Below are 25,986 nucleotides of genomic sequence, written 5' to 3'. Positions count from 1 at the left end.
CTCTTAGACCTGTGCAATGCTATTTTTAAGCACCGCTTCAGGGTGGGAACACAGCAGAGCACTTAGACTTAGTGTGTGCCGCAGTCATCTGGGGGAGGGTTTTAAAGTTTAAAATACCCTTTAATATCCTCACAAATTCTAAAGAAATTTACCCCATTAATAGTCGGATTTGTTTTAAAATATTCATACATTCCCACAAAACCGCTTTCAAGCTCTTTAGACTTTACTCCATAGCTAATCGATAAAGCCGCTTCTATAAAAGCTGCTAGCTTATCACAATACTTCAAAGCCTTTCCATCAATAGCCTTAAAACGATCCTCATTGACCGCATCCAAACTACCGCTATAAACACTTGGCTTGTTATTAAAAATACGATTTTCAAATTCATTTTTTACAAAGGCACTTTCTTCATTTTGTCCTTCTCTAATACCAAGTATATAACTAAATTCTTCCCTGAAAGATAGTGGTATAAAAGGTAAAATTTTCTCATTAATAAGTTTCATTTCATACTCATTGATGATTTCATTTAAACCATCTATGCCATATTTTACCGGAGAGATAATATCTCTAGTTAAACTTTCGGGTAAATCATGAAACAAGGCACAATAAAAATTGCTTTCTATCCTACCATCGCATGCTTTTACTTCTAAAGAATAAAAATAAGACAAAATAGCTACCACAAGCATATGTCCTAAAACCGCAGTTTCTGGAATCCTTGGAGTTTGTGCCCATCTTTTTTGAAAACGCAAGCGTCCGCTTAGATCGATTATTTTAGAAATTTTTCGATTAAGGGCTATTTTTCTTGCGCCAATTAACTCATAATAATCTTCTAATTCTTCTTCAACCTTAGCCTTAATCTCATCAATATCACTTAAAAATGAACTAGTTTGATAAACTATATTAAACTCCCACCTTGTCGCAAAATACGAAGCAGCTTTTAAAACAAGCCTTTCTTTTGCACAATCTTTACCTTGCAAAAAAAGCTCATAGCGTTTTAAAAACTCACCATTTTCTATATCTTGAATCATTGGTGCGATTTTACTTAACACCCAAGCACTTACTTGCTCATTTTTTGCGCGCGTTATCTCATGATACACATCAGGGCGTATATCAGTCACTACCACCCTACTTAAAAACTCAAAAATTCCTGCTTCTATGATAAAACGCATATTGACATCTTTTTCCATTTTAGCAATGAAATAAGCAATGATAAATTTATGTGCTTGTTTATCAAGCTCAACTAAATTTGTCATTCTAGGATAATCATTCCACCTTGATATAGAAGCAGCTTTAAAAATATGCTCTATCAATTCTACACTAATCATTTATTTCCTTTTTTTGCTGTGATTTTACTTTATTTTATAATCTTTAGCAAATTTTAGATATATTTGAAAATGAATTAGAGTAATTAAAAGCTTTCTATATCACTTAACTTAAGATAAACCTCATCATTTTTACTAAGCTCTTTATGATGATAAATGCTAAAAATATGTCCTTCCAAACTCACGCCTAGCTCATAAAAATCCCCATAAAACACACATTCTAAAACGCTAGCCTTTAAAGGAGTTTGTGAGGTTGAAATTTGTATATCATTAGGGCGTAAAATGCCATTTTTACTTTGTAAATATGCTTTAAAATTCTCATCTAAAATTGTATTTGGATCTATAAAAAATGCTTCGCCCAAAAAACAAGCACTATCTATATTTTTAGGCTTATAAAAAAGCTCTTTAGCACTTCCATAGTCTAAAATTTTTCCATCCTTAATCAAAGCGATATTGTCTGATAAATAAAAAGCATCGTCTTTATCATGCGTAACAAAAATAGCACTAAGCTTATGCTCTTTTAAAATATTTTTGATTTCTTTGCGCATTTTAACGCTTAAAGTGTGATTTAAATTTGAAAAAGGTTCATCAAAAAGTATGATTTTTGGTCTTGCGACTATGGTTCTTGCTAGTGCTACTCTTTGAGCTTGCCCACCGCTTAGCTCATTTGGATAGCGTTTTAAAAGTGTATTTAAATTTAAAATTTCCAAAACCTCATCAAGCCTTTGTTTTTGCTCGTTTTTACCTAAAGAGCTTATACCAAAGCATATATTTTCTTCTACATTTAAGTGCGGAAACAAAGCATAATCTTGAAACAAAACCCCCACATCACGCTCTTGTGGGGCTAAATACATACTCTTAGAAGCAACTAGTTTATCCCCTATATAAATACTACCATCATTGATTTCAAAAAAACCCGCTATACAACCAAGCAAAGAACTCTTACCACAGCCACTTTCTCCCAAAATACTGACAATCTCGCCTTCTTTTAAGCTCAAAGAAATTCCCTTTAAGACCTCTATTTTTCCAAAAGATTTGTAAAGATTGTCAATTTTTAAGATTTCCATTATTGTCCTTTTTGGTTGTTTTTATTTTGCAAATAATGCATTAAAAATGTAGGGATAATCCCAAATAACACTATAATCAAAGATGGCAAAGAAACATTATAAATTAACTCATTTTCACTATAAGCAAATACAAGCGATGAAAGCGTTTGAAAACCTGAAGGTGAAAGTATAGTTGAAATAGGCAATTCTTTTAAAATATCCACACAAATAATCACCACAGCCAAAGCTAAATAATGCTTCATCAAAGGAAAATGAATTTGAGTGAAAATTTTAAGTGGTTTTGATTTTAAGGTTAAATTTGCATAGTCTATATTTTTAGAAATTCTCTCATAGCCTGATTGGGTTGCAAAAATTCCAGAAGCTAAAAATCTCACAAAGTATCCAAAAAACAGCACTAAAAATCCACCACCTATGGCATACTCAAAAGATAAAAGATCAAAAATATAATTTAACACACCCAAAATCACTAAAATTCCCACAGCTACCACAGCTCCAGGTAAAGAATACCCCAAAGTCGTAAGCCAAAGGATGATTTTAGAAGCTTTTGTATCATTTAAACGCACTATAAAACATAAATAAAATGCCACCCCTACAATAGCAAAAGAACTCACCAAAGCCACACTAAGACTATAAAATGCAGGTGTTAAGACATTGCTTAAATTTTGCATAAAATCAAACCCGGCCCAATAAACAAGCCACATAATAGGCACGACAAAGGCTAAAAATGCCACTAAAAAGCACCATAAAAAGGCTAAAAATGCCCTAAAGCCTTTTAACTCATCTTTTGGGGTAGGTAAAAACACATTTTGATTAAAGCATTTTTTACCTCTTTGAATTTTTTCTAAAAGCATTAAAAATGCGATAAATACAAGTAAAGCCACGCTTAAAGCCACAGCACTGACTTCATCGCCACCACTTCCCCATGTTCTAAAAATTCCTGCACTAAAAGTATCCACGCCAAAATACGCCACCAAACCATAATCACTCAAAACCTCCATAGCCACCAACAGCAAAGCACCCACTATACCCACACGGCAAAATGGCAAAATCACTTTAAAAAATGTTTTTAAATTAGAAGCCTTAAGTGTTTTGGCACTTAAAATGATATTTCCAAGTCCATAAGCAAAGGTATTTTTAGCAAAAAAATACACATAAGGATAAAGAGCAAAAGATAAAATCACAATCACGCCATATGCATTCATGATATCTATACGCCTATCAACACCTAAAAGCGTGGGAATTAAGCCTTGAAATTCAAACAAATCAATCCAAACAAAACCCATTACATAAGAAGGTATAGCCAAAGGTAAAATCAAAAACCATTCAAAAAATTTCGAGCCAAAAAATTTATAAAAAGCTATCAAATAAGCACTAATTAATCCTATAATCAAACACAACACTAAAGTCCCAAACAATATAAAAGCACTACCAAAAATATACCTTGGTAAGACATTTTTACTCAAATGTTTTAAGGTATTAATATCTATAAAAGGAAGGTGTAAGATAATAGCAAGTATAGGCAGTATGATTAAACTACAGAAAAAAAAGGTGGCAAAAGACCACCTTAAACTTAAAAATTTCAAATTTTATTTTTCCTTAAAATTATTTCCATTGAACTTCATCAAAAATCATTAAAGCTTCTTTAGCATTACCCCAATAAGCTTCGAAATTTGGCTTTTCTACTTTAAACTCGCCCCAAGATTGTAAAATTTTAGCAGGTTTTACTTCTTTATTTACTGGATACTCATAGTTTTGGTTTGTTAAAATTTCTTGTGCTTCTTTTGAAAGCATAAACTCGATAAATTTAACCGCAGCTTCTTTATTTTTAGAAGTTTTTAAAACACCTATACCACTTACATTGATATGTGTTCCTCTATCATCTTGGTTTGGAAAAATCACTTTTACTGAATTTGCAGCTTCAACATCTTTAGGATTTTTTGAATTTGCTAAATGTCCTAGATAATAACTATTTGATATAGCCACATCGCCTTCTTTTGCATAGATTGCACGAATTTGATCACGATCCCCACCTTTTGGAGTGCGTGCAAGATTATTTGCTATGCCTTGTGCCCATTCTTTTGCTTTTTCTTTGCCCAAAGTATCTATCATAGCACTTAACAAAGAAATATTATAAACATTATTTGAACTTCTTACTAAAACCTTACCTTTAAATTTAGGATCAGTTAAATCTTCATAAGTTTTAATCTCTCCATCTTTAATTCTATCTTTAGAAGCGATGATGATTCTTGCTCTTGTTGTAAAAGCATACCATTCGTTATTTTTGCCTCTTAGCTCTTTTGGAGAAAGTTTTTCTAGCTCAGGCGAGCTAACTGAAACAAAAAGATTATTTGTGCGAACTTGTTCTAAATTTCCCGCATCAGCAGTCATAAATAAATCTGCTTTTGAATTTTTACCTTCAACTTCTAATCTTTTAGCAAGCTCATTAGCCTTAGCTTGCACCACATTTACACTAATGCCTGTTTTTTCTTGAAATAATTTGAAAATTCCTTTATCAGAATCATAATGACGATGAGAATAAATCGTAAGCTCTTGAGCACTTAAGCTCATAGCAGCTAGTAAAGATAGTAAAACTACTTTTGCTTTCATTTTATAAATTTCCTTAATTTTAAATTTTGAAATTGATAAGGATTATTATATTAATAATTCACTTTATATTTACTTAAATTGATATACATAATCAATTTAAAATAAAATAATACAAAATTAACATAAATCAAGATATTTTTTCTCTTATTTTTATATAATCATCAAAAATACAATATACAAAGGAGATAAAATGACACAAGAGCAAATTCAAATCATCAAAGATTGTGTACCAATTTTACAAAAAAATGGTGAAGTTTTGACAAAAGAATTTTATAAAATCATGTTTGAAGAATATCCTGAAGTAAAACCTATGTTTAATATGGAAAAACAAGCTTCAGGCGAGCAACCAAAAGCTTTAGCGATGGCTATTTTAATGGCAGCAAAAAATGTAGAAAATTTAGAAAATATGAGAAGCTTTGTTGATAAAGTAGCTATCACTCATACAAAATTAAATGTCAAAGAAGAGCATTACCCTATAGTAGGTGCTTGTCTTTTAAAGGCTATCAAAGTAGTATTAAATGCAGATGAAACTATACTAAAAGCTTGGGAAGAAGCTTACAAAGCTATCGCACAATTTTACATAAACATTGAAAAAGAAATTTATGCAAAAGCTAAGTGACAATAGGCTTTGATTTTTCAAAGCCTATTTTAAAAACGCTATCCCCGCTTTTGCTATTTTTACATCCTCATCTAAGTGTGCTCCACCCACACCTATACCACCAACAACAACTCCATCTATAAAAATCGGTACCCCACCAGGCATAATAGAAAACTTATCATCTAAATAACGAATATCTTCAGGTATTTTACCCTCTTTTACACCTTTAAAAATAACTGCTGTTTCTCTTTTTTGCGAAGTGGCTGTGTAGGCTTTTTTATAACTAGCATTAATCGTATGCACACCTGCTTTATCATCTCTTAAAACTGCTAAAATTTGACCAGATTTATCTACTATGGTAATACTTACATGAAAGCCATTTTTTCTTGCTTCTTTCTTTGCAAGATCCAAAATCCCTTCAACCATTTGCGAAGTTAGAACAGGCTCTTTTACAAGCTCAAAAGATTTTGCCATCAAACTTACTCCTAAAAATAAACATAAAATAAATAATTTTTTCATTTTTATCCTTTAAAATTTTTCTACTGCATTTTTTGCTAGTTCTTTAATATCGCCTTTTAATTCACAAATTTGACCATTTTGTGCGAGTAAAATTCTATCAGCCATGTCAAAATATACTTCATCATGTGTTATAGCAAATATTGTAATGCCTTTTTGCTTTAAAAGTGGCAAAAGCTTAGTGTAAAAAAACTTTCTAAACATAGGATCTTGATCAGCTGCCCACTCATCTAATATTAAAATATCTCTTTTTTCAAGTAAAGCATTAAGCATAGCAAGGCGCTTTTTTTGTCCAGCCGAGAGCTTTATAGTGCTAAAATTATTTTCCACAAGCTCTACTTTTTCATTTAGTTCTAAAATTTCAAGCCAGTATACCAAGTCTTCTTTGTTAAATTTCTCATCTTCTAAAACATGCTCAAATAAATGAAAATCACTAAAAATCGCACTAATTAAACTTCTATATTCATAAATATTTTCTGAAGTTATTTTTTCATCATCTAAAAAAATATCCCCTTTAAAGTCTATAAAAAGTCCTGCTAAAATCATAGAAAAAGTAGATTTACCACTACCATTTTTACCTATTAAAAATACGCATTCACCCTTTTTAAGCTCAAAATTTACAGGTTTTAGTGCAAAATTTTCATTATAAGAAAAAGATACATCTTTAAAACAAAGTTTTTGCCAAGTTTTTTTATTTTGACTAATTTTAAACTCATGAGAATAATTTTCTAAATTTAAATTTGAAATTTTATCTAAAGCGATTTTTGCCATCATAAGCGTAGGAAAACTTCCTATCATAGCTCCAAGTGGTGATCTTAAAAAAAGCACACTTAAAGCAATAGTAGTAGCACTTTGCAAACTAGCAAGTTCATAGCTTAAAGCTATATAAAACTCCACTCCTACTAAAGCTAGCATGGCACTATTGCTCCAATTATTAGATAAGATATGTAAAATATTTCCTATAGTGGAGCTTTTTTTCTTTTTTAGAGCATTTTTTTCAAACTCGTTTTCATAATAATACTTTGCCCTTAAAGGATTTAAGGTTAATTCTTTATGCCCTTGTAAAATATTTTGATAGTTTTTTTGCAAAGCATCATCATTTTCCCTAGCATTTTTAAAATAAAAATACACCTTACTCATTAAAAAATTATCCACCAAAAAAACGCACACTATCCACACAAAACACAAAAAGAAAATTTCTAAAGAAAGATAAGCTATATAAGCACTTACACAAATAATCAAAACACTTGATTGTATGAATTCAGGAAGTCTTAAAAGTCCAAAAGAAATACTACGCACATCATTATTTAAAGAAGCCAAAATCTTTGCTTTAGTAGTATTTAAAATACTCAAAACACTTGTATCTAAAATTTGCTTTACAACCCTTCTTTGCATTTTAAAAATAAAACTTTGTCCAAACGAGCTTAAAGCAATTTCTACAAAAGAAGAACTCGCAAAAAATACAAGCAACAAAAGCACAAAATACACAATGATACTTGAGTTTTCAAGACTGGTTTTTAATAAAAACTCATTGATAAAAACTAAAGTCAATACACCTAATATACTCGTAAAAATACTAAAAAGCAAAAAAAGAATGATTTTTAATTTGCTTTCTTTAAATAAAAAAACTAAAAATTTCATTTAATCTAAACCTTAACTCTAAAAGCAAATTATATAACAAAAATATGCATAATAAATTATTTATATTGTTTATGTTTATTTATTTTTATTTAACTATAAATAAATTTTGTTATAATATATTTAAAAATTACATATTGATATTAATAATTATTTAAGGATAGCTGATGTCTAGTTTTTCTAACCATATTCTTTTATCTGGTATTGTTATTTCTATCTTATTTGATCAAAGTCTAGCGCTACCTAGTGGTGGTAAATTTACACATGGAACTAGTGGTTCTATTAGCATAAATGATAATCATATGAATATCCACGGAAATGGGCAAAATTCTGTAATACAATGGGGTGGTGGCTTTAGCATAGGCAAAGGTGAAAGTGTAAATTTTAATGGAAACAATAAAAACTACCTAAACATTGCTCATGGTACAAGTAAATCCACCATAGAAGGTTTATTAAATGCAAGTGGCAATAATGTCTTTTTAATCAATCCTAATGGAGTAATCATAACTAAAACAGGAACTATCAATGCCAATCGCTTTGTGGCTTCAACCTCATCAATAAGTTCTGATGAAATGCAAAAATTTGCAAATGGAAAAATAAACACCATACAATCACCCATTATAAAATTAGATAAAAACAATGGCAATGTAGTTAATATGGGAAATATTAACGCTGAAGAAGTTGTCTTTATAGGAAATAAAATTTTATTAAATTCAAATATTAAAAATTCAAATGATTTATTAACTAAAATCAACTCAAAAAACATCAAACTTATAGGAAACGAAATAGACATTGATACATCAAATATAAACGCAAATTCTTTATCAAAATTAGAAGTAAGCGCTAAAGAAAGAGGTTCTATATATTTAAATGCTAGTGGATATTACTACGATCCTAATTCTTTTGCAGTTTTTGATAAACTTAAACAAGCTGATTTTCAAAATATAAAACATAATAATAACTCTTTTAACATATATGATTTTGTAGGAATATCTTCAGATGTTGATTGGTGGCATTTTGCCAAAGGTTGGAATGAAAATAAAAAAGATTTTAGAAATACAGCTACCGAATACAGACTAACAAATGATATAGATTTTAAAGGAAAAAACTATGCAAATTACTGTATAGAAGGATATGGTTGCACCAATATGATAGTAGGATATAAAGATCCTATTTACAATGATAATTGGGAAATTATAGAAGATAATAGCTTTTATAATAAAATTTTTGACGGACAAAATTTTGCTTTAAAAAATATATTCATAGATACAAATGTATTATCAGATTCTTTAAGATATGTTGGTATATTTGGAAATGCTAATGGTTCTGAATTTAAAAATATAATAATTGATTATAACGATAATTCTATTCTATCAAACTCAATGTATACTGGAGGTTTTGTAGGACATGCAAGTGGTGGTAGTAAATTTGAAAATATAGAGTTAAAAAATATCTCTAAAATCTCTACACAAAATAAAAACAACCTCTACGCAGGAGGTTTTATAGGATATGTTAATGGTGCTAACTTTAACAAGATTGATATAAAATCAATAGGAGAAATCAGCGGTATTAGCCTTGAAAATAGATCACATATTGGAGGTTTTGTAGGTGGAATTAACAATGGAAAATTTGAAAATATAAACATATCACAAATAAATAAAATTATTAATGATAAAACAACAAAAGCAACATATACGGGTGGTTTTGCCGGAGAAGTATGGGGAGGAAAATTTAGCAATATCGATATAAGACAAATTGATGAAATTAATGGAGGCTTTGTTACAGGTGGTTTTTCAGGTAATATAGGCTATGCTGATCTTGAAAATATAAATTTAGATATAAACAACATAACCTCCACTTTTACTACTTTACGCCATACTTATGCTGGCGGGTTTGTAGGAAGTATTGATTCTGGTGATACTTATTTTAAAAACATCAATGTGCGTGTTAAAAATGTAAAAAGCATTAGTCAAGATAACAAAGATGGCTCATTGGAAGAAGATTTTTTTGATACAGGAAATGCTTATGCTGGCGGGTTTGTAGGTTTTGCTAATGGAGGTGTTTTTGATAATATTAGCATAGAAGCTGAAAAAATAGAAAGCATTAATAACAACTCCATGGAAGGCACTCGTGCTGCAAGTGGTGGCTTTGCAGGAAAAATAGAAGGATATAGAAGTGATAATTTATCTCTTTCAAATATCACAATAAAAAATATTGACACTATTTCAGGCAAGATTGAAAAAGACAAAAGCGGAATGGTAAATGTTGGAGGTTTTGCAGGATGGATTCAAAAAGAAGGTAAAGGAAGTTTTTCTAACATAAGCATATATGATATAAAAAATATACAAGCTTATGGACAAAAAGACTTTGCCAATGCTGCTGGGTTTATCGGATATATTGAAGGGCGTTCAATGTTTCAAAAATTTAATTTAGATTTTAAAAATATATATTTATTTTTTGAAAATGACTCCCAAATACAATCTTTTGCAAGTGATGGTAAAAATTTAAGTGGAAAATTTATTAGTGCCTATAACGATAAAAATGTAAATTTAGCTTTTAAGAATATACATATTTATCATCATGAAAATGATTTTAATGATGTTTTTAGCGACTTAAAATTATGGAAAGATATGAAAATTAATATTCATACCTATAATGATGATAATAAAAATTTAAAATTTGAAGATTTTTTAAGTAAAGATAATACAATAGCAAGACCTATTATAGAACTACCAAAAAAACCAGATTTTTCAAATAAAATAGAAATTAATTACCCAAATATAGACAATATCATACAAGAAGAAGCCATCCTCAGTAAAGATGATTTATATGAAGATGTCATCAAAAATGAAATTCTAGCAGATCTTATCAATCAGCATTATAAAATATATATTGATGTTTTATTGGATATGTTAGCAGAAAAAGATTATAATCTAATGACAGAAGATGAAAAAGTAGATTTTGTGGCAAAATACTTCATCAAAGATACAGCAAATAATAAATCACAAGCCTTGAAGATAGTTCAAAGTTTAGATTTTATAATGGCTTATCAAAACAACGGATTAAATAATGCAAATAATGATAAATTTGAAGAAGGTGTAAAAGATTTTTATCAAAACAATATAAAATCAAATATAGACAAAACAATTGAGAAAAAAATAAGTATATTAGAAATTCTAAAAGGAGAGTTAAAAGATATAGTTTTAAATTCACAACAACTTCTAAAAGAATTGGAAAATATAAAATTACAACTTCAAATAGCAGAAAAATCTTATAATGACTATATAAAAAACAATTCTTCACTAGATCCTAATAAGCTAGCTCAATTACTTAAAAATATCAATATGCTAGAAAAACAACAAGAAACAATAGCTTCCAAATTAGGATTAGCAGAAATTAAAAATAAAATAGAATATCAACACAATAAAGGTAGTTTTTTAATAATGGGAGATTATCAATATGACTTATATAAACCTATTTTAGAAAGCATTGATCTAACACCTAGTATTCCTGTTGAACCTGATTTACCTTGGACTGATCTAACACCTAGTATTCCTAGCATTCCTACACTAGAAAACAATCAAGCAAAATCAAGTCTAAACAATAGTCAAAACTATCCTGCAATGATTAATGACAATATTGCTAATTTATTTTTATTTAATTCTTTAGGAGATGATTTAGTTAAAGATGAAATAATAATCAAAGAAATTGGGGAACTTGATATAGAAGCTCGTAAAAAAACTTGTATTGTAAGTGATGGGTTTAAAGCTATGAACCCTTGTGCTAACTAAAGAAAGTTAAATGCATAAGATTATTGTTTGCACCTTAATCTTAGCATGTGCTTTACGAGCTACAAATGACAATATAAAAATAATAGAATTATCCCCCGATAGAAATATACCACAAAACAAAGCTTTAAAAGAAAATTTAAAAACCGAACAAAATTATGAAAAATTTCAAGATGCTAGAGAAATCATAAATACACACCAAGAACATTATGAAAAAGAAATACTTACTCACTATAATTTTCACATCACAAACAAAGGAATTGATTTTGAAAATTTAGGAATTGAAGAAGAGGAATTACATAATCTCATATTAAATTATGAACAGAAAAAATTTAATATCCAAGATTTGCAAGATGTATCAAATATTGTTGCTTATTATTTCCAAGTTAATGGCTATCCTGCTGCAACAGTGTTTATTCCAAAACAAAATTTTGAAGATGGCAATATAGAACTAAACATTGCTTTAGGAATATTTGGAAAACACATAATAGAAAACAAAACCTCGATCAAAGATCATTTCATAAAAGATAAATTAGATAAAAAACTTAAAGGTAGAATTATCTCCACTAAATTAATAGAAGATAGCGCATATAAAGTCAATGAAATGTATGGAGTACAAACCCTAGCAGGCTTACAAGCAGGAGAGAATGCAGGAGAAACTGATGTAGTTATAGAAGTAGTTCCTGATACTAAGGCTAATGTATTATTATATGCTGATAATTATGGTATTGAAAGTTCTGGTAAATATAGAATAGGCATCAGCATGGGATTTAATTCTATATTTAATATGGGAGATTATTATAATTTTTACTTACAATCAAGCAATGAAAAACAAATCAACTATGGAGCAAGTTATACTTTCTTTTTAGGAAATTTAAAAATTACTCCAAGTGTATCAAAAGGAAATTATTCCTTGGGAGAAGATTATGAAAATGCTGGATTTTATGGTGCTTCTAGAAATTTTGGTATAGACTTTTCTTATCCTGTATGGATTAATACTAATTCATCATTTTATTTTACTTCAAGTATTTATCATAAAATACTTAGTGATACAAGTGCAGGATTTTTAACTTTTAATAAGCATTCTAATGTAGGTAGTATAGGTTTAGAAGGTTTATTTAGAAATTTTCATAACACTTTTATTTATAGTACCAAAATTAACCTAGGCAAGGTCTATGACGATGGGGTTAATTTTTTAGGCACTAATTATAAAAATAATAGTAATGGCTTTGGTTGGTTTAGAAAACTCAATGCTAGTTTGAATAATTATTATAGTATTAATGAGTATATTACTCATACTTTAAATATAAACTATCAAAAGGTATTAGGAAATTTTGAATTAGATTCTTCTGAAAGTTCATCTTTAGGTGGAGCTTATGGGGTAAGAGCTTATGATAATGGAGAAGGAGATGGAGATAATACCATAGTAGCTAACTTTGGTATAAGAATAAATATACCAAATACTAATTTTTATTTTACTCCCTTTTATGATGTAGGTTATGCTTGGTATGAAAAAGCTTCAGGGGATAGATTAGCAGATGAGCATTTTTTAGATGCTGTAGGCTTACAAATACTTTATAATAAAGCTAATGAGTATTATATAAAGCTTGATGCAGCAAGAGCAGTTCATCAGTATAAATATGATGATGAACATAGAATGAAATTGTATTTAAGTGGAGGGGTGTATTTTTAACTACCGCTTAGAAAATACACTCTAGTAGCTAAATCTTTAAAAGCTTTAGAGTGGATTAGACCTTGACAAGCTTTGGATTTTGAAGTACTTGCAAATTCACTTTGGCTAAAAGCATTTAAAGCCTCATCTAATTGAGTTTTTATGCTTTGATTTTTAGGATCTTTCAAAGCTTGATTTTTTAAATCTGCTATATTTTGGGCTTTGCTTTTTTGAGCATTATCTACCATAAGTGCTAAAAGCAAAACACTTTCTTTATCTACAAAAAGCACTTTAAAACATTGCTCATCATTTCCTACACTAAAATCAAGTTCTTTGGTGGAATTTTGCAAATTTGACAAGTCTTCATTTTTTATATTTGTTACATTGCTCATTAAAGCTATATTTGAAAGACTTTCATTTTTTAATATATAAGCACTTATATCATTGATAAAAATTTTTAAATTTCCCAAAGCTTGAACTACACTTGCCTCATCTTTACTTGTACTAAATTTTGGCAGAGCAACCGCAGCTAAAACTCCAAGTATAATTACTACAAACACAAGCTCTATAATAGTAAAAGCTTTTTTCATAATATGCCTTGTAAGTTTTTTACCTTAGGCTTTATAAGATCATCTTCTATATTTACAAATTCTTTACGCTCATAAGCCTCACAAGCTGCCCTTGCTATCATCAAAGCATTATCCGAACAATACTCAAGCGGAGCTAGCAAAAGCTCACATTGATAACTTTGACATAAATGTTCTATTTGACTTCTTAAGCTTAAATTTGCACTAGCTCCGCCTACTATACCAAAGCGTTTAAATTTATACTCTTTAAAAATTTTTTCTAACTTGTTTAAAATATGAGCTATGGCTGCTTTTTGAAATGCAAAGGCAATTTTACTTTTACGCTCCAAACTTAATTCTTCTTTTAAAATTTCCAAACGCACTTGGTTTTTAAGTCCTGAAAAACTATAAGCTAAATCTTTAGAATGAAGCAAGGGTATGCTAAATTCTAAATCATTTTCTTTTACATTTTTAGCTAAATTTTCTATGATAGCTCCGCCAGGATAACCAAGATCCATCATTTTTGCTACTTTATCAAAGCTTTCTCCAAAGCTATCGTCGGTTGTTCTTGCTAATTCTGTGATTTTACCTTGCTCATTAATAAAAAGCACCATAGTATGCCCACCACTTACAAGCAATACACCCATATCAAAATTAGCTTTTTCATCTAAAAACATAGAATAAATATGCCCTTTTAGATGATTAATCGCAATGAGCGGTAAATTTAAACCAATAGCAAGCATTTTAGCCATAGCTACTCCACCTATCAAACTCACACTAAGGCCAGGTTCATTTGTAACCGCTATGGCGCAAAGTTTGTCAAAGTATTTTTGGCATTTTTTTAAAATCTTAGGTAAAGCTTCACTATGTAATCTTGCGGCAAGCTCGGGCACCACCCCTCCATAAGCACTATGGGCATTTTCTTGAGAAATTTTTGTATGAAAGATACACTCAAAGTTATTTTTATTAATGATAGCAATAGAACTATCATCACAAGAACTTTCTATGGCAAGAATCAAATCTCTCATTGAAATTCCACTAAAATCATACCGATAAATTTATCTTTTTGTTCTGCTTTTTCTATGGCTTTTGCAGGTATATTTGCTTTTTTGATTTCTTTAAAATTAGTCTTTCTTTCTAAAACTTGATCGGCTAAATTTGCATTTTTTAGCTCATAAAATTCTACTCTGTAAATTTTTCTTTTTTTATCCAAAGAATAACGGCTTTGCATTTGGTTTTTGCTTATAACAATATCACTTTCATCAACACCTCTATCAAAACCTATAACATTAACTCTTACACCTGCTATAGAAGGTATTTTAAAATTATCTTTTACCATAATTTTTTGAGCAAAATTTGTTTGTATATTTTTTCCATCTACTATCACTTCAACACTATCTAGAGCATTTGAAAATTCAAAATATTCAGGATACAATCTTGTTTGCAAGCGATTGCCATAATTGATTGAATATGAGTTAGCATTGGAAATTACTGCAGTAATCTCATTACTTGCTTCATAATTTAAAGCTTGATTAATAGGAAAAGGTAAAAAATTTATAGCACTAGCAGGTTTATCAAGATAAAGTAAAATTTTATCATTAAAAAGTTTTACCTCTAAAGGCTTTTCAATAGCTCTATAAACTCCATTTGGAGTTAAATCGAAAGTTCTTTGAAATTCTATATTTGCCTTTTTTAGATAATACTCCACCGCCAAAAGATGATAATATACTCTTAAATGCGTTGGTAAATTTTTGCTCGCTTCATTAGCAAAGGCTGCTTTGTGATTTGACACCACAAAATAAGTTAAAGCCTTTAGCATATCTTTATCATTGCTTTCTTGGGTTTTGGTATTTTTTAAATGATATTGATGTTCTTCTTTAACCAAAGCTTTATTGATATTTTCCACTGCCTCTTTAGCAATATTTTCCAAATCTGCATATTTAGTAGAATTTACCTCACTTTGATCAATAATACTAGTATTGCCCCAGCGATTTGGATTTTTATCTTTGCTTTCATATTGAGGTCTATAAAATCCACTTCCATCGTGCAAATTTATAACCATATTTACCTCAGGTTCCAAAATAAGCTTTTTTATGCGCTCTATAGTGTGAAAATCAGGATCGTTTTCATCTATATGGGCAAATTTTCTATTTAAATCTCCAAAATTTCCTCTATTTCTAGCAATAATACTTTCAAAAGCTAAATTTGGTGCGACAATAATTTTACCTTTAGTGATATTATAATCACTCAAAAGCAAACTAGCAGCATGAAACCCACCTGGCTCGTCTCCTTGTATACCTCCAAGGATTAAAACCGTATTATTATCATCTAAACTTTTTCCATTTTCTTTAACGCTAAACTCTAAAGCAAAAACCACATTTATAAAAATCAAAATACTTAAAAAATATCTCACTTCATTTCCTTATCTAAATAAAGCCTAACTTGCTTATCATACTCAAAAACATCTTCAATTTGGTTAATCTTTGGCACACCAAAATAATCCAATGCTTTAAAAATACCCTTGGCTATGTCTAAAAACTGCGCTTTTTGGGCTAAAAATTGATACACCATATATTCATTTGCACTATTTATAATCACACCCAAGTCAGGCTTTTTCAAAAGCTCATCTTTAAGTGAAAATATAGGATATTTTTTTAAACTAATTTTTTCAAATTTTAAACTTGGCATAGCTAACAAATCCAAATTTTCTATAAAGCTTTGTTCATGCTCATCTAAAATAGCTTGAGCTATAGACAAACGCATATTTGCATGAGAAAAATATGCACTCATACCACCATCTTTAAATTCACATAAAGCATGCACTAAAGACTTTCTTTCTATCAAAGCATCTATTTGTTTAATACCATAAAGATGATAAGCTTCGATGATTTCAAAAAGTTTATTACACATGCTAGCACTATCTATGGTGATCTTAGCTCCCATGCTCCAGTTAGGATGCTTAAGAGCTTCTTTTACGCTAACATTTTTTAAATCTTTGATTTTATAATTATAAAAGGCCCCGCCACTTGCTGTGATAAAAAGTTTTTTAATATCTTTTCTTTTATCTATCAAGCACTTTAGTGCTGCATGTTCGCTATCTATGGCCTTAATCTTAGAAGTGTCAAAAAATTTCCCTGCTACTACTAAGCTTTCTTTGTTTGCCAAGGCTAAAATTTTACCAAGCTTTTGCACCATAAGACTTGAACTTAAGCCTGCAAAACCTACTATAGCATTTACCACTAAAGAACTTTTGCACTCAGCTATCATCGCTTTTAAACCCTCTTGGCCACAAAAAATCCTATCATGATCAACTAAGGTTTTATCTTTTTCATCTTGTATACATACAAATTTAGGCTTAAAAAGAGCTATTTGCTCATTTAAAAGCTTGATATTTTTACCGCAAGATAAGGCTTCTATGTTTATGTTTTTCTCTTTAGCAATAAAAAGAGTATTAACTCCTATACTTCCCGTGCTTCCAAGTACGATCATACTAAAGTTGCCATTGCAAATGCTGCAATGATAACAGCATCAATTCTATCTAAAACTCCCCCATGCCCTGGGATTAAATTACCACTATCTTTAATACCTGCTTGTCTTTTAAAATAACTCTCAAGCAAATCCCCTATCACAGCAAAAATAGCTACGATTAAAGATATATAAATACTTTTTATCAAGCTAAATTCAAAAGAGCCTATGATGGTTCCTAAAATCCCCGCACAAACAATGCCACCTACAACACCTTCTAAGGTTTTATTTGGACTTGTTAGAGAAAAAGCTCTCTCGCCAATTAGTTTTCCTATAAAATACGCCCCACTATCGCAAGCAACGACAATCACTATAAGCCAAAATAATACAAACATACCCTCATAACTTAATACTTGATAAAGCATTAAAATAGGCAAAGTAGGATATATATAAGGCATAAGTTCATTTAAATTTTCACTTTTTTTATAAACTAAATATCCTAAAATCAAAATCAAAGCCAAGAGGCCTATAAAGAAAGGTTTATCTAAAAATGCTCCTATTGCAAAAACACACAAAGCCACAAAAACACTTGCATGTTTGCTTTTAAACATAGTTTTTGCTTCATTAAATGCCAAAAACAATAAAACACCAAAAATCGCAAAATTAATCAAAAAATTATCCACCAAAGCAACAACAGCTATCACAGCTATCATCACAATAGCACTAAGAATTCTTGTCTTTGAAAACATTTTTATCCTTTCTATATACTTAAATCAAGCAAATGAGAACTTTTTTTAACTACTTCTTGCCCCTCTTGTTCATCTTCATCTTCTTGCTCTTGTTCTTGATGATGTTTAGAATGCTTTTTTTCTTCCTCTTGCCTTTCTTTTACCTCATCGCTTACTTCATGAGTTTGATTAACTTTTTCAAGTTTTTCAACCGCCTTTTCTTTTGCTTGAAATTCACTCATATTTACCAAAGTTGCAAAAGAATCTTTTGCCAATTCATTACTAGCTTGTGCTGAATGTACTGGTGCATTTTGGTTAGCAAAATGAATACCACCTATGGGACTTATAGGCATACTTACTCCTTTAAAACGCTTAAAGTCTTATAATTTGTATAATTTACAAAAGCCTTTTCTTTTATTTTTACAAAATTCTTACTAGTATAATCGACCAAATAAACTCCAGAACTTAGCTTGGAAAATTCCACACAAAGCTTTGCTGCAAATTCTAGCACTAATTGACTTATTTTTAATTTATTTGAAGTAATGATCACATGTGCACTAGGATAATCTTTCACATGCAGCCAAATATCATCTTTTTTAGCTATTTTTAATAAATACTCATTAGCTTTTTCATTGCGTCCTACGCTGATTTTAAACTCATCAAAATAAAAGCTACTAACCCCTGCATTTAACTCTTCTTTTTTTGTTTTTTTTGTTTTTTTAGGCATTAAAACTTCTAATTCTCTCAAAGAAGTGCTTTTAGCAATTAAGTCTTTTAAATTTATTAAAAAATCAAGTTTTTCACTTAAAATTTCTCTTTCTATATTGATATTTTTAGCCTTTTGTTTTAGCTTTTTAGCCATTTTATAAAATTCATTCGCACTATTTTTAGGTGTATCTTCGAGCTTAAAAGCAAGCTCATTTGCATTAAAATCTTGCAAAATAAATTCTCTTTGATAATCTTTTAAAGAATTTAAATTAGCAAATAAAACATCTGCTTTTTGGCTTAATTCTTGAGCTTTTTTTAATAAATTACTTTCTTGCTCTAAATTTTCTATACTCTCTTTAAGAGTAAAGATTTTTTTATCTATATTTAAAAGTTTATTTTCTTTAATATCTTTTATGCGCTCTTGCTGTAACTTTTTAGCACTTTCTTTAAAATACACATTAAAATCATCAATCTTTACAAATTCTTCTTTTATCTCATAAGCTTTTAAAGCTTGGAGTTTTTCGCCTATTTTTACAACGCGGTAGCTTTTATCTATATGACGCAAAGCTTCTATAATAATATCATCAGCGTCTGTGATGATTACATTAGTGTTTTTTCCTGTAAATTCAAAATAAATCTTAGCCCCATAAGCTTTATAAGATTTTTCCGATAAAACTTCAAAAGATAAAATTCTATTATTTTCTAATACTTCTAAATTTAAAATCTTTGCGTTAGAGAAGTATTTTTTTAGCATAAAATCAAAAGGTGCATTATAGACTTTTGCTTGGAGTTTATCTTGGTAAATTCCACTTTTTCCACGCGTTAAGTCTAGTATAAAAGCTTGATGGTCTAAGCTAAGCTCTAAGATATTATCATCAAGGCGTTTGAGATAATTTAGTCTTTGAAATTGTTTAAAATAATCTTTTATTTGTATTAAATCTGTATATTTCATAAATGTATTATAAAATATTTTGATGAATTTATGAGGTTTTTATGAGTGAAAAAATTCCCTATCCTTGTGTGATTTTATGTGGTGGAAAATCTTCGCGTATGGGAGAAGATAAAAGCTTATTACAAGTAGATAATAAAAACTTAACTCTTTATCAATATGAAAAAATGTCAAGGATTTTTAATCAAGTTTTTATTAGCAGCAAAAAAGATAAATTTCATCAAAAAAACTTAGCACTTATTTTAGATGAGGATTTAAACAACTACTCTCCACTCATTGCCTTAAATTCCATACTTAAACATTTTAAAAATACCTATGTATTTATCCTTAGCGTGGATACTCCAAACATAAACAAAGAAAGTTTTTACAAGCTTTTTGATCATCTAAAATCACAAAATATACTCTTAGCAAGCACAAAAAAACACAAGCATTATTTATGTGGATTTTACCATAGTAGGAATTTTGAAAAAACTTTGCAATTTTTACAAGAAAACAATCACAAATTAGCCCTTTTTTGTGATACAATGAAAGCAGAATTTATAGAATTTGAAGATGATAATGAGTTTATAAATTTAAATTATTTTAAAGAATATAAAAAGTGGCTTCATGAAAAAGACAATTCTACCCATAGTATGTGCTTTTAGTGCTTTAGCAAATGAGGATTTATTCAATCAAGCCTTAGAATATGAAAATCAAGGTAAGTACAAAAAAGCTATGCAAATTTATAAAAGCTTAGCTTTAAAAGAAAAACAAAAAGAAGCAAGTTTAGAAAAGTCTTTTAATTTTGAGCAAAATACATCCAAAGAGAAAAAATTAGATGATATTAATCCAAAAAATGAAGCTTTAGCAAACTACCTTGGCACAGAAAAATCATACAATCCTTTTGGTATTAGCACGCATAATCTTAGCTATTTTATGCCTGTTTCTTATAGTTTTAGCAAGAGAGATTATAAAAGCACTGAAACTAAATTTCAAGTAAGCCTTAAAAAAACTCTTTTTGAAAATCTTTTGGGTTTAAATGAAAGTTATAACATAGGCTATACACAAATTTCATGGTGGCAACTTTATAAACATTCTGCTCCTTTTAGAGAAACAAACTATTTACCTGAATTTTTTATCAACTTTCCTATAAGCGGATATGGTGCTTTTGAGAATTTAAAAGATATACGCATAGGCTTATTACATGAATCTAACGGGCAAAATGATCCAAAATCAAGATCATGGAATAGAATTTATCTAAGTAATGCATGGTTTTTTGGCGATTTTATGTTCATACCTAGAGTTTGGCTAAGAATTCCTGAAAAAAGTTCAGAAGATGATAATCCTGATATAGAAAAATATTTAGGTAATTTTGATATTAATCTTGCTTATACCCAAGATGATTATTTTATCAATATATTGTGGCGTAATAATTTAAATTTTGCTAATAACCGCGGTGCAGTAGAAATAAGCGGAGCTTATAAAATTTCTAACAATGGCTTATATATTTACACTCAGTATTTTAACGGATACGGTGAGAGTCTTATTGAGTATAATAAATCTTCAAGCAGACTTTCAAGTGGAATATTGTTAATGTATTAAAATGGAAAAATTTTGCTTTATTAAGTTTATCATTAATAATGAAAAGTCTTTTAAAAGATTGTGCGATTTGTTTAATTATATCAAAATCTTAAAAGATGAGAATTTACAAATAGAAGATTTATACACAGATAAAAGTATATATAATTTTTACAGCAAAAAAGAATTAGAATATTTCTCAAGCAAAGATTGTTGGGAGTTTGATGATATTTTTGACTGCATAGGAAATGGAGAATACTATTTTCACTCCATAGAAAAAATAGAGGAAAATATCGCCAAATTGTATTTTTACCCCATTTCTTTTCCTTATGGTGGAGTTGAACCTATAATCGAGTTTATAAAATCATTTCAAATGAAAATTCTTACAATTGATTGTGGTTATATGGAAGAATTTGAATATTAAAAGCCTTTTTAGACTTTTAATATTTTAAATTAAGAAAAATGCTATAACACTACCCAAGATAAGCAAAGAGCCATTAAAGCATAAAAAGGTTGGTATACAAGTATCTTTTATATGATCACCTTGCTTATCTGCATTAAGCCCTACACTCACTCCCAAAGTCGTTTCACTAGCAGGTGATCCTGCATCTCCCAAAGCTCCAGCAACACCAATGATAAAAATAATCGCAGCAGGTGAAAAACCAAGTTCTATACATATAGGACAAAATAAGGCAGCGATGATAGGAATAGTACCAAAAGAACTGCCTATACCTATAGTGATTAAAAGACCTATAGCTAGCATAATAAAAATAGCTAAAAAGTGACTTTGCTCCATAAAAGGCACGCTTGTTTTTACAAGCTCAGCTATACCTCCACTTTGTTTTAAAACCTCTCCATATCCTGAAGCAACAAGCATTACAAAAGCTATATAACCCATGATTTTAAGCCCATCATCAAAAACTAAATTAACTTTGTTATACTCTACTCCACCCAAAATCACCATCAAAACAAAACCTAAAAGCCCTGATAAAGGTAAATTGTGCGTTAAAATTTGTAAAATCAAAGTCAGTCCAAGGCCAGCTAAAACTCCCCATTCTTTTTTACTCATTTTTAGATTTTCAAAATCCATTTTGGCAATTTGTTCTTCTTGATATTCTCTTGGCTTAGCATAAAATACAAATACAGCCAAAAATAAACCAACTAACATACAAATAGCCGCAAAAACCATAGTTTGAGAAACTTCTCCTAGACTAATTTGCACCCCATTTGAATTTAAATTATCCACAAGCAAAGTTTGAAAAATAAGCCCAAAACCTAAAGGCACAACCATATAAGGAGTTGTAAGTCCAAATGTTAGCGCACAAGCTATGGCCCTACGATCTATTTTTAATTTATTAAAAAGTTTCAACAAAGGTGGAATTAATAAAGGTACAAAAGCTACATGGATAGGGATTAAATTTTGCGAAAAACAAGCAATAAGTGCCAAAGAAAGTATAAGTAAGTATTTTTTATGTGAAATATAATGCGAAACTATTTTAATCAAATATGCCGTTAGATTAGTTTTTGATATAGCAGCGGCCACCGCTCCAAGCAAAATATAACTTAGTGCTGTTTGCAAATTCCCTTGCATACCATCGATTAAAACTTTCATAGAATCCATCATTGCTTGCGGAAGTTGGGTAAAAAAATCCACCAAACTTAAATGCTCCATATGCATAAATTTAGACCAAATGCCTACAAAAAGCCCAGAAAGCAAAACACTAAGCAAAACATTAAACCTAAAAAAACACAAAAGCGTCATTAACAAAACGCCTATAAATACCGGATTAGTTAAAAGCATTACATTCCTTAAATCAAAATAATTGCACATTTTAAATAATTTTCTTTAAAATACTATTTAAGTTTAAAAAATTTAAGCAAAAATTGCAAAATAAAAGCATAAAATGATAGTTTTTACTTTAAAAAAGGATACAAATGAGAAGTGACGCAATCAAAAAAGGACACTTAAAAGCACCAAATCGCTCTTTACTTAGAGCATGTGGCTTAAATGATGAAGATTTTAATAAGCCTTTTATAGGTGTAGCAAATAGCTATATAGATATCATCCCAGGACATTTTTTCTTAAATGAATATGCAAAAATCATTAAAGATGAAATTCGCAAAAATGGTTGTATTCCTTTTGAATTTAACACCATAGGTGTTGATGATGGTATAGCTATGGGGCATGATGGTATGCTTTATTCTTTACCAAGTCGTGAAATCATCGCAAACTCTATTGAAACAGTGATGAATGCACACCAACTTGATGCACTAATTTGTATCCCAAATTGTGATAAAATTACTCCAGGTATGCTCATGGGGGCTTTAAGAGTTAATGTACCGACTATTTTCGTTAGTGGTGGACCTATGAAAGCAGGAGTAAATAAACATGGAGAAAAAATCAGTCTAAGTTCTGTTTTTGAAGCAGTGGGAGCTTATGAGGCTAAAAAAATCAATGAAGACGATTTAAAAGATATAGAATGCAAAGCTTGTCCTAGCGGTGGATCTTGCTCGGGTATGTTTACTGCAAATTCTATGAATACTTTATGCGAGGCTATGGGTATAGCACTAGAAGGAAATGGAACTATTTTAGCACTTAGCAAAGAAAGAGAAGAGCTTTTAAGAAAAGCTGCGCGTAGAATTTGTGAAATTGCACTAGATGAGCGTTTTAAAATTCGCAATATCATTACTAAAAAGTCCATTAACAATGCTTTAGTTGTTGATATGGCTATGGGTGGAAGTTCAAATACTATCTTACATATGCTTGCTATTGCTTATGAAGCAGGTGTAAATTTGGATATAAAAGAGCTCAATCACATCAGCGCTAATGTGGCCCATATAGCCAAAATCGCTCCATCTTTAAACACAATATATATGGAAGATATACACAAAGCAGGTGGAGTAAGTGCAGTAATAGCTGAAATAGCCAAAAAACCAGGCCATATTTTAGAACTTGACACTCTAGATATTAGTGGAAAAACTTTAAAAGATCGCATTGAGAATGCTGATATTAAAGATGAAAACATTATAAGAAAAATAGACAATGCCTATTCAAATGTAGGTGGGCTTGCTATACTTTTTGGGAATTTGGCTGAGCAAGGCTGTGTGATAAAAACTGCAGGTATTATGGGCGAGCGTAAATTCAAAGGAAAAGCAGTTTGTTTTAACTCTCAAGAAGAAGCCATTAAAGGCATTATAAAAGGTAAAGTTAAAGAAGGCGATGTGTGCGTGATACGCTATGAAGGGCCAAAAGGTGGACCTGGTATGCAAGAAATGCTTAGTCCGACTTCATTGCTCACAGGCATGGGGCTTGGTGCTAAAGTTGCACTTATAACAGATGGTCGTTTTAGCGGAGCTACAAGAGGACTTAGCATAGGCCATATTTCTCCTGAGGCTGCAGAAGGTGGACTTATAGCGCTTTTAAAAGATGGTGATGAGATAGAAATTGATGTAGATACTTACAGCATTAATGCAAATTTAGCCCAAGATGAAATTGCTAAACGCAAAGCAAATTTTAAAATACCTTATAAGCAAATAAATTCAAGATGGCTTAAAATGTATCAAAAGCTTGTTAGTAATGCTAGCAAAGGCGGGGTTTTAGACTTAGAATAATTTTCTTAATTTCTTAAAGAAATTAAGAAATATCTTTTTAAATGTAAAACAAAATATGAAAAATTATGTTAAAGTGGCCGGGAGAAAGGGATTCGAACCCCTGGAGGTGTGACCCTCAACGGTTTTCAAGACCGCCGCTTTCGACCACTCAGCCATCTCCCGTAAAAGAATAAAAATATCAAGTATTAACATCGCATTGGAGGCGACATCCGGATTCGAACCGGAGATCAAGGCTTTGCAGGCCCATGCCTTACCGCTTGGCTATGTCGCCTTGAGTTACCAAAAAGTGGTGCCCGAGGCCGGACTTGAACCGGCACGGAAGAAAAATTCCGAGGGATTTTAAGTCCCTTGTGTCTACCAATTCCACCACCCGGGCGGGTGATAATGGAGCGGGAAACGAGATTCGAACTCGCGACCCCAACCTTGGCAAGGTTGTGCTCTACCCCTGAGCTATTCCCGCATTAAAGTTGAAATTATACTTATTAAAACTTAAATGCACATAAAAAATATAAAAACTACATATGTTTTCAAAAAGATAAAAAATTTTTATTTTTTTCTAATTATTTTATAAGTAAAATACCCGGCCAAAAAATAACTAAAAAGGAACAAGTATGTTTAAATTTAACAGTTTATCTAATAAATTGACAACAATAGCCTGTTTTTTAATAGCTATTATACTAATAGTTGTTAATATGATTAGCTATTATCAATCTAAAGAAAGCACTAGTTATTATCTAGAAGAAATTCAGAAAAAAACTATGTTTGATGTTAATTCAGCATACAATATATATTCTGGAGCAAAAAGAGATGCCATTGCTTCTATTGTTAAATTTGTAGAAAAAAATCCAAGGGTTAATTCTGGCGAACTATTTGATATATTAGAAACAGTAAAAGAAGCAGCTGGCTTTAATGTAGTATATATTGGATTTAATGACGATGGAAAATTATATCAATCTAACAGAATTATTAGAAGTCCTGAAGAAACCGGATTTGACGCAAGAACAAGGTCATGGTATCAAGAGGCCAAAAGCGTGGGAAAACTTGTAGTATCAGATCCTTATAAAAGCATAGAAGATGACTCTATAACAGTTTCTTATACAGCTCCAATATATTCCAATGGAAAACTTTTGGCAGTAGTTGGAGGTGATTACAACCTGCATACTTTTGCAAAAGATGTGTTAATAATGGGTCGC

22 protein-coding genes, 4 tRNA genes and 1 other RNA gene are annotated in these 25,986 nt (G+C 30.2%); 9 read left to right on the top strand and 18 right to left on the bottom strand.

Annotated features, from left to right (window positions below; genetic code table 11):
- Positions 1-98: signal recognition particle sRNA small type (gene ffs / locus L8Y18_RS05660), an RNA gene on the top strand.
- A 3-nt stretch (positions 99-101) separates the two neighbouring features.
- Here ffs and L8Y18_RS05655 read toward each other — a convergent pair.
- From L8Y18_RS05655 to L8Y18_RS05640, 4 genes are all read right to left on the bottom strand, one after another.
- On the bottom strand, positions 102-1,325 hold the full coding sequence (locus L8Y18_RS05655; protein WP_133319034.1) for an HD domain-containing protein: 1,224 nt from the start codon (positions 1,323-1,325) through the stop codon (positions 102-104).
- An 83-nt stretch (positions 1,326-1,408) separates the two neighbouring features.
- Complete coding sequence (locus L8Y18_RS05650; RefSeq protein ID WP_133319035.1) at positions 1,409-2,389, bottom strand: ABC transporter ATP-binding protein; 981 nt, start codon at positions 2,387-2,389, stop codon at positions 1,409-1,411.
- The gene (locus L8Y18_RS05645) at positions 2,389-3,972 is read right to left on the bottom strand and encodes an ABC transporter permease (RefSeq protein WP_263671526.1); all 1,584 of its coding nucleotides are present in this window, start codon (positions 3,970-3,972) and stop codon (positions 2,389-2,391) included. The genes L8Y18_RS05650 and L8Y18_RS05645 overlap by 1 nt, the downstream gene beginning before the upstream one ends.
- Before the next feature lie 19 nt (positions 3,973-3,991).
- Positions 3,992-4,996: an extracellular solute-binding protein gene (locus L8Y18_RS05640; RefSeq protein WP_133319037.1), complete on the bottom strand. Its 1,005-nt coding sequence runs from the start codon at positions 4,994-4,996 to the stop codon at positions 3,992-3,994.
- Positions 4,997-5,186: 190 nt separating this feature from the next.
- Here L8Y18_RS05640 and cgb point away from each other — a divergent pair, with 190 nt between their 5' ends.
- Positions 5,187-5,615: a single-domain globin Cgb gene (cgb, locus tag L8Y18_RS05635; protein ID WP_263666654.1), complete on the top strand. Its 429-nt coding sequence runs from the start codon at positions 5,187-5,189 to the stop codon at positions 5,613-5,615.
- Between the two features lie 24 nt (positions 5,616-5,639).
- Here the strand turns inward: cgb and L8Y18_RS05630 are convergent, their stop codons facing one another.
- On the bottom strand, positions 5,640-6,113 hold the full coding sequence (locus L8Y18_RS05630; RefSeq protein ID WP_133319039.1) for a GlcG/HbpS family heme-binding protein: 474 nt from the start codon (positions 6,111-6,113) through the stop codon (positions 5,640-5,642).
- Positions 6,114-6,122: 9 nt separating this feature from the next.
- Positions 6,123-7,751 (bottom strand): multidrug ABC transporter permease/ATP-binding protein, encoded by a 1,629-nt coding sequence (locus L8Y18_RS05625; RefSeq protein WP_263676430.1) that lies wholly within the window; start codon positions 7,749-7,751, stop codon positions 6,123-6,125.
- Between the two features lie 164 nt (positions 7,752-7,915).
- Here L8Y18_RS05625 and L8Y18_RS05620 point away from each other — a divergent pair, with 164 nt between their 5' ends.
- Positions 7,916-11,539 carry a filamentous hemagglutinin N-terminal domain-containing protein gene (locus tag L8Y18_RS05620; RefSeq protein ID WP_263676428.1) on the top strand — a complete coding sequence of 1,208 codons (3,624 nt, stop codon included), beginning with the start codon at positions 7,916-7,918 and terminating at the stop codon, positions 11,537-11,539.
- 10 nt (positions 11,540-11,549) lie between these two features.
- Positions 11,550-13,229, top strand: coding sequence for a ShlB/FhaC/HecB family hemolysin secretion/activation protein (locus L8Y18_RS05615; protein WP_263676427.1), 1,680 nt, complete (start codon positions 11,550-11,552; stop codon positions 13,227-13,229).
- On the opposite strand, the gene L8Y18_RS05610 is transcribed toward L8Y18_RS05615, so the two are convergent.
- From L8Y18_RS05610 to L8Y18_RS05580, 7 genes are read right to left on the bottom strand one after another with little or no spacing between them, the layout of a single operon-like run.
- Positions 13,226-13,798 (bottom strand): type II secretion system protein, encoded by a 573-nt coding sequence (locus L8Y18_RS05610; protein WP_318529825.1) that lies wholly within the window; start codon positions 13,796-13,798, stop codon positions 13,226-13,228. The two genes, L8Y18_RS05615 and L8Y18_RS05610, sit on opposite strands and share 4 nt — an antisense overlap.
- Positions 13,795-14,802 carry a tRNA (adenosine(37)-N6)-threonylcarbamoyltransferase complex transferase subunit TsaD gene (gene tsaD / locus L8Y18_RS05605; RefSeq protein WP_263665112.1) on the bottom strand — a complete coding sequence of 336 codons (1,008 nt, stop codon included), beginning with the start codon at positions 14,800-14,802 and terminating at the stop codon, positions 13,795-13,797. Before tsaD ends, L8Y18_RS05610 begins: the two co-directional genes overlap by 4 nt.
- On the bottom strand, positions 14,799-16,187 hold the full coding sequence (locus L8Y18_RS05600) for a M99 family carboxypeptidase catalytic domain-containing protein (protein WP_220566709.1): 1,389 nt from the start codon (positions 16,185-16,187) through the stop codon (positions 14,799-14,801). The genes tsaD and L8Y18_RS05600 overlap by 4 nt, the downstream gene beginning before the upstream one ends.
- The gene (dxr, locus tag L8Y18_RS05595; RefSeq protein WP_133319046.1) at positions 16,184-17,263 is read right to left on the bottom strand and encodes a 1-deoxy-D-xylulose-5-phosphate reductoisomerase; all 1,080 of its coding nucleotides are present in this window, start codon (positions 17,261-17,263) and stop codon (positions 16,184-16,186) included. The genes L8Y18_RS05600 and dxr overlap by 4 nt, the downstream gene beginning before the upstream one ends.
- Positions 17,260-17,988, bottom strand: a complete 729-nt coding sequence (locus tag L8Y18_RS05590; RefSeq protein WP_263665114.1) for a phosphatidate cytidylyltransferase — start codon at positions 17,986-17,988, stop codon at positions 17,260-17,262. Before L8Y18_RS05590 ends, dxr begins: the two co-directional genes overlap by 4 nt.
- A gap of 11 nt (positions 17,989-17,999) precedes the next feature.
- The gene (locus L8Y18_RS05585) at positions 18,000-18,320 is read right to left on the bottom strand and encodes a hypothetical protein (protein ID WP_133319048.1); all 321 of its coding nucleotides are present in this window, start codon (positions 18,318-18,320) and stop codon (positions 18,000-18,002) included.
- Positions 18,321-18,322: 2 nt separating this feature from the next.
- The gene (locus tag L8Y18_RS05580) at positions 18,323-19,627 is read right to left on the bottom strand and encodes an NFACT RNA binding domain-containing protein (RefSeq protein WP_263665115.1); all 1,305 of its coding nucleotides are present in this window, start codon (positions 19,625-19,627) and stop codon (positions 18,323-18,325) included.
- Between the two features lie 41 nt (positions 19,628-19,668).
- Here L8Y18_RS05580 and L8Y18_RS05575 point away from each other — a divergent pair, with 41 nt between their 5' ends.
- Genes L8Y18_RS05575 through L8Y18_RS05565 form a run of 3 tightly spaced genes read left to right on the top strand, consistent with a single transcriptional unit; the run spans position 19,669 to position 21,605 of the window.
- Positions 19,669-20,268 carry a molybdenum cofactor guanylyltransferase gene (locus L8Y18_RS05575; RefSeq protein ID WP_263659548.1) on the top strand — a complete coding sequence of 200 codons (600 nt, stop codon included), beginning with the start codon at positions 19,669-19,671 and terminating at the stop codon, positions 20,266-20,268.
- Positions 20,231-21,205 (top strand): phospholipase A, encoded by a 975-nt coding sequence (locus tag L8Y18_RS05570; protein ID WP_133319051.1) that lies wholly within the window; start codon positions 20,231-20,233, stop codon positions 21,203-21,205. Before L8Y18_RS05575 ends, L8Y18_RS05570 begins: the two co-directional genes overlap by 38 nt.
- Position 21,206: 1 nt before the next feature.
- Positions 21,207-21,605, top strand: coding sequence for a hypothetical protein (locus L8Y18_RS05565; protein WP_039629213.1), 399 nt, complete (start codon positions 21,207-21,209; stop codon positions 21,603-21,605).
- A 24-nt stretch (positions 21,606-21,629) separates the two neighbouring features.
- Here the strand turns inward: L8Y18_RS05565 and L8Y18_RS05560 are convergent, their stop codons facing one another.
- Complete coding sequence (locus L8Y18_RS05560; protein ID WP_412175794.1) at positions 21,630-22,982, bottom strand: Na+/H+ antiporter NhaC family protein; 1,353 nt, start codon at positions 22,980-22,982, stop codon at positions 21,630-21,632.
- 134 nt (positions 22,983-23,116) lie between these two features.
- On the opposite strand from L8Y18_RS05560, the gene ilvD reads away from it, so the two are divergent.
- Positions 23,117-24,793, top strand: coding sequence for a dihydroxy-acid dehydratase (ilvD, locus tag L8Y18_RS05555; RefSeq protein WP_263676423.1), 1,677 nt, complete (start codon positions 23,117-23,119; stop codon positions 24,791-24,793).
- 74 nt (positions 24,794-24,867) lie between these two features.
- On the opposite strand, the gene L8Y18_RS05550 is transcribed toward ilvD, so the two are convergent.
- The 4 genes from L8Y18_RS05550 to L8Y18_RS05535 all read right to left on the bottom strand — a co-directional run bounded on the left by L8Y18_RS05550 (position 24,868) and on the right by L8Y18_RS05535 (position 25,253).
- Positions 24,868-24,955, bottom strand: a tRNA-Ser gene (locus L8Y18_RS05550).
- 35 nt (positions 24,956-24,990) lie between these two features.
- Positions 24,991-25,064, bottom strand: a tRNA-Cys gene (locus L8Y18_RS05545).
- A 16-nt stretch (positions 25,065-25,080) separates the two neighbouring features.
- A tRNA-Leu gene (locus tag L8Y18_RS05540) sits at positions 25,081-25,169 on the bottom strand.
- Positions 25,170-25,178: 9 nt separating this feature from the next.
- Positions 25,179-25,253, bottom strand: a tRNA-Gly gene (locus L8Y18_RS05535).
- Between the two features lie 151 nt (positions 25,254-25,404).
- On the opposite strand from L8Y18_RS05535, the gene L8Y18_RS05530 reads away from it, so the two are divergent.
- Positions 25,405-25,986 (top strand): cache domain-containing protein (locus L8Y18_RS05530; protein WP_263661590.1); only part of this gene is annotated, 582 nt, incomplete at its 3' end.

Source organism: Campylobacter sp. CNRCH_2007_0968H (assembly GCF_025773245.1).
Lineage (GTDB): Bacteria > Campylobacterota > Campylobacteria > Campylobacterales > Campylobacteraceae > Campylobacter_D > Campylobacter_D lari_D.
This window is presented reverse-complemented; position numbering and strand designations above follow the sequence as displayed.

Coding starts and splice junctions, on each gene's coding strand:
- ilvD (WP_263676423.1), top strand. CDS start 23,117: ATGAGAAGTGACGCAATCAAAAAAGGACACTTAAAAGCACCAAATCGC.
- L8Y18_RS05640 (WP_133319037.1), bottom strand. CDS start 4,996: ATGAAAGCAAAAGTAGTTTTACTATCTTTACTAGCTGCTATGAGCTTA.
- L8Y18_RS05625 (WP_263676430.1), bottom strand. CDS start 7,751: ATGAAATTTTTAGTTTTTTTATTTAAAGAAAGCAAATTAAAAATCATT.
- L8Y18_RS05575 (WP_263659548.1), top strand. CDS start 19,669: ATGAGTGAAAAAATTCCCTATCCTTGTGTGATTTTATGTGGTGGAAAA.
- L8Y18_RS05565 (WP_039629213.1), top strand. CDS start 21,207: ATGGAAAAATTTTGCTTTATTAAGTTTATCATTAATAATGAAAAGTCT.
- L8Y18_RS05620 (WP_263676428.1), top strand. CDS start 7,916: ATGTCTAGTTTTTCTAACCATATTCTTTTATCTGGTATTGTTATTTCT.
- L8Y18_RS05560 (WP_412175794.1), bottom strand. CDS start 22,982: ATGCTTTTAACTAATCCGGTATTTATAGGCGTTTTGTTAATGACGCTT.
- L8Y18_RS05655 (WP_133319034.1), bottom strand. CDS start 1,325: ATGATTAGTGTAGAATTGATAGAGCATATTTTTAAAGCTGCTTCTATA.
- L8Y18_RS05570 (WP_133319051.1), top strand. CDS start 20,231: ATGAAAAAGACAATTCTACCCATAGTATGTGCTTTTAGTGCTTTAGCA.
- dxr (WP_133319046.1), bottom strand. CDS start 17,263: ATGATCGTACTTGGAAGCACGGGAAGTATAGGAGTTAATACTCTTTTT.
- cgb (WP_263666654.1), top strand. CDS start 5,187: ATGACACAAGAGCAAATTCAAATCATCAAAGATTGTGTACCAATTTTA.
- L8Y18_RS05615 (WP_263676427.1), top strand. CDS start 11,550: ATGCATAAGATTATTGTTTGCACCTTAATCTTAGCATGTGCTTTACGA.
- L8Y18_RS05610 (WP_318529825.1), bottom strand. CDS start 13,798: ATGAAAAAAGCTTTTACTATTATAGAGCTTGTGTTTGTAGTAATTATA.
- L8Y18_RS05585 (WP_133319048.1), bottom strand. CDS start 18,320: ATGCCTATAAGTCCCATAGGTGGTATTCATTTTGCTAACCAAAATGCA.
- L8Y18_RS05630 (WP_133319039.1), bottom strand. CDS start 6,113: ATGAAAAAATTATTTATTTTATGTTTATTTTTAGGAGTAAGTTTGATG.
- tsaD (WP_263665112.1), bottom strand. CDS start 14,802: ATGAGAGATTTGATTCTTGCCATAGAAAGTTCTTGTGATGATAGTTCT.
- L8Y18_RS05580 (WP_263665115.1), bottom strand. CDS start 19,627: ATGAAATATACAGATTTAATACAAATAAAAGATTATTTTAAACAATTT.
- L8Y18_RS05590 (WP_263665114.1), bottom strand. CDS start 17,988: ATGTTTTCAAAGACAAGAATTCTTAGTGCTATTGTGATGATAGCTGTG.
- L8Y18_RS05650 (WP_133319035.1), bottom strand. CDS start 2,389: ATGGAAATCTTAAAAATTGACAATCTTTACAAATCTTTTGGAAAAATA.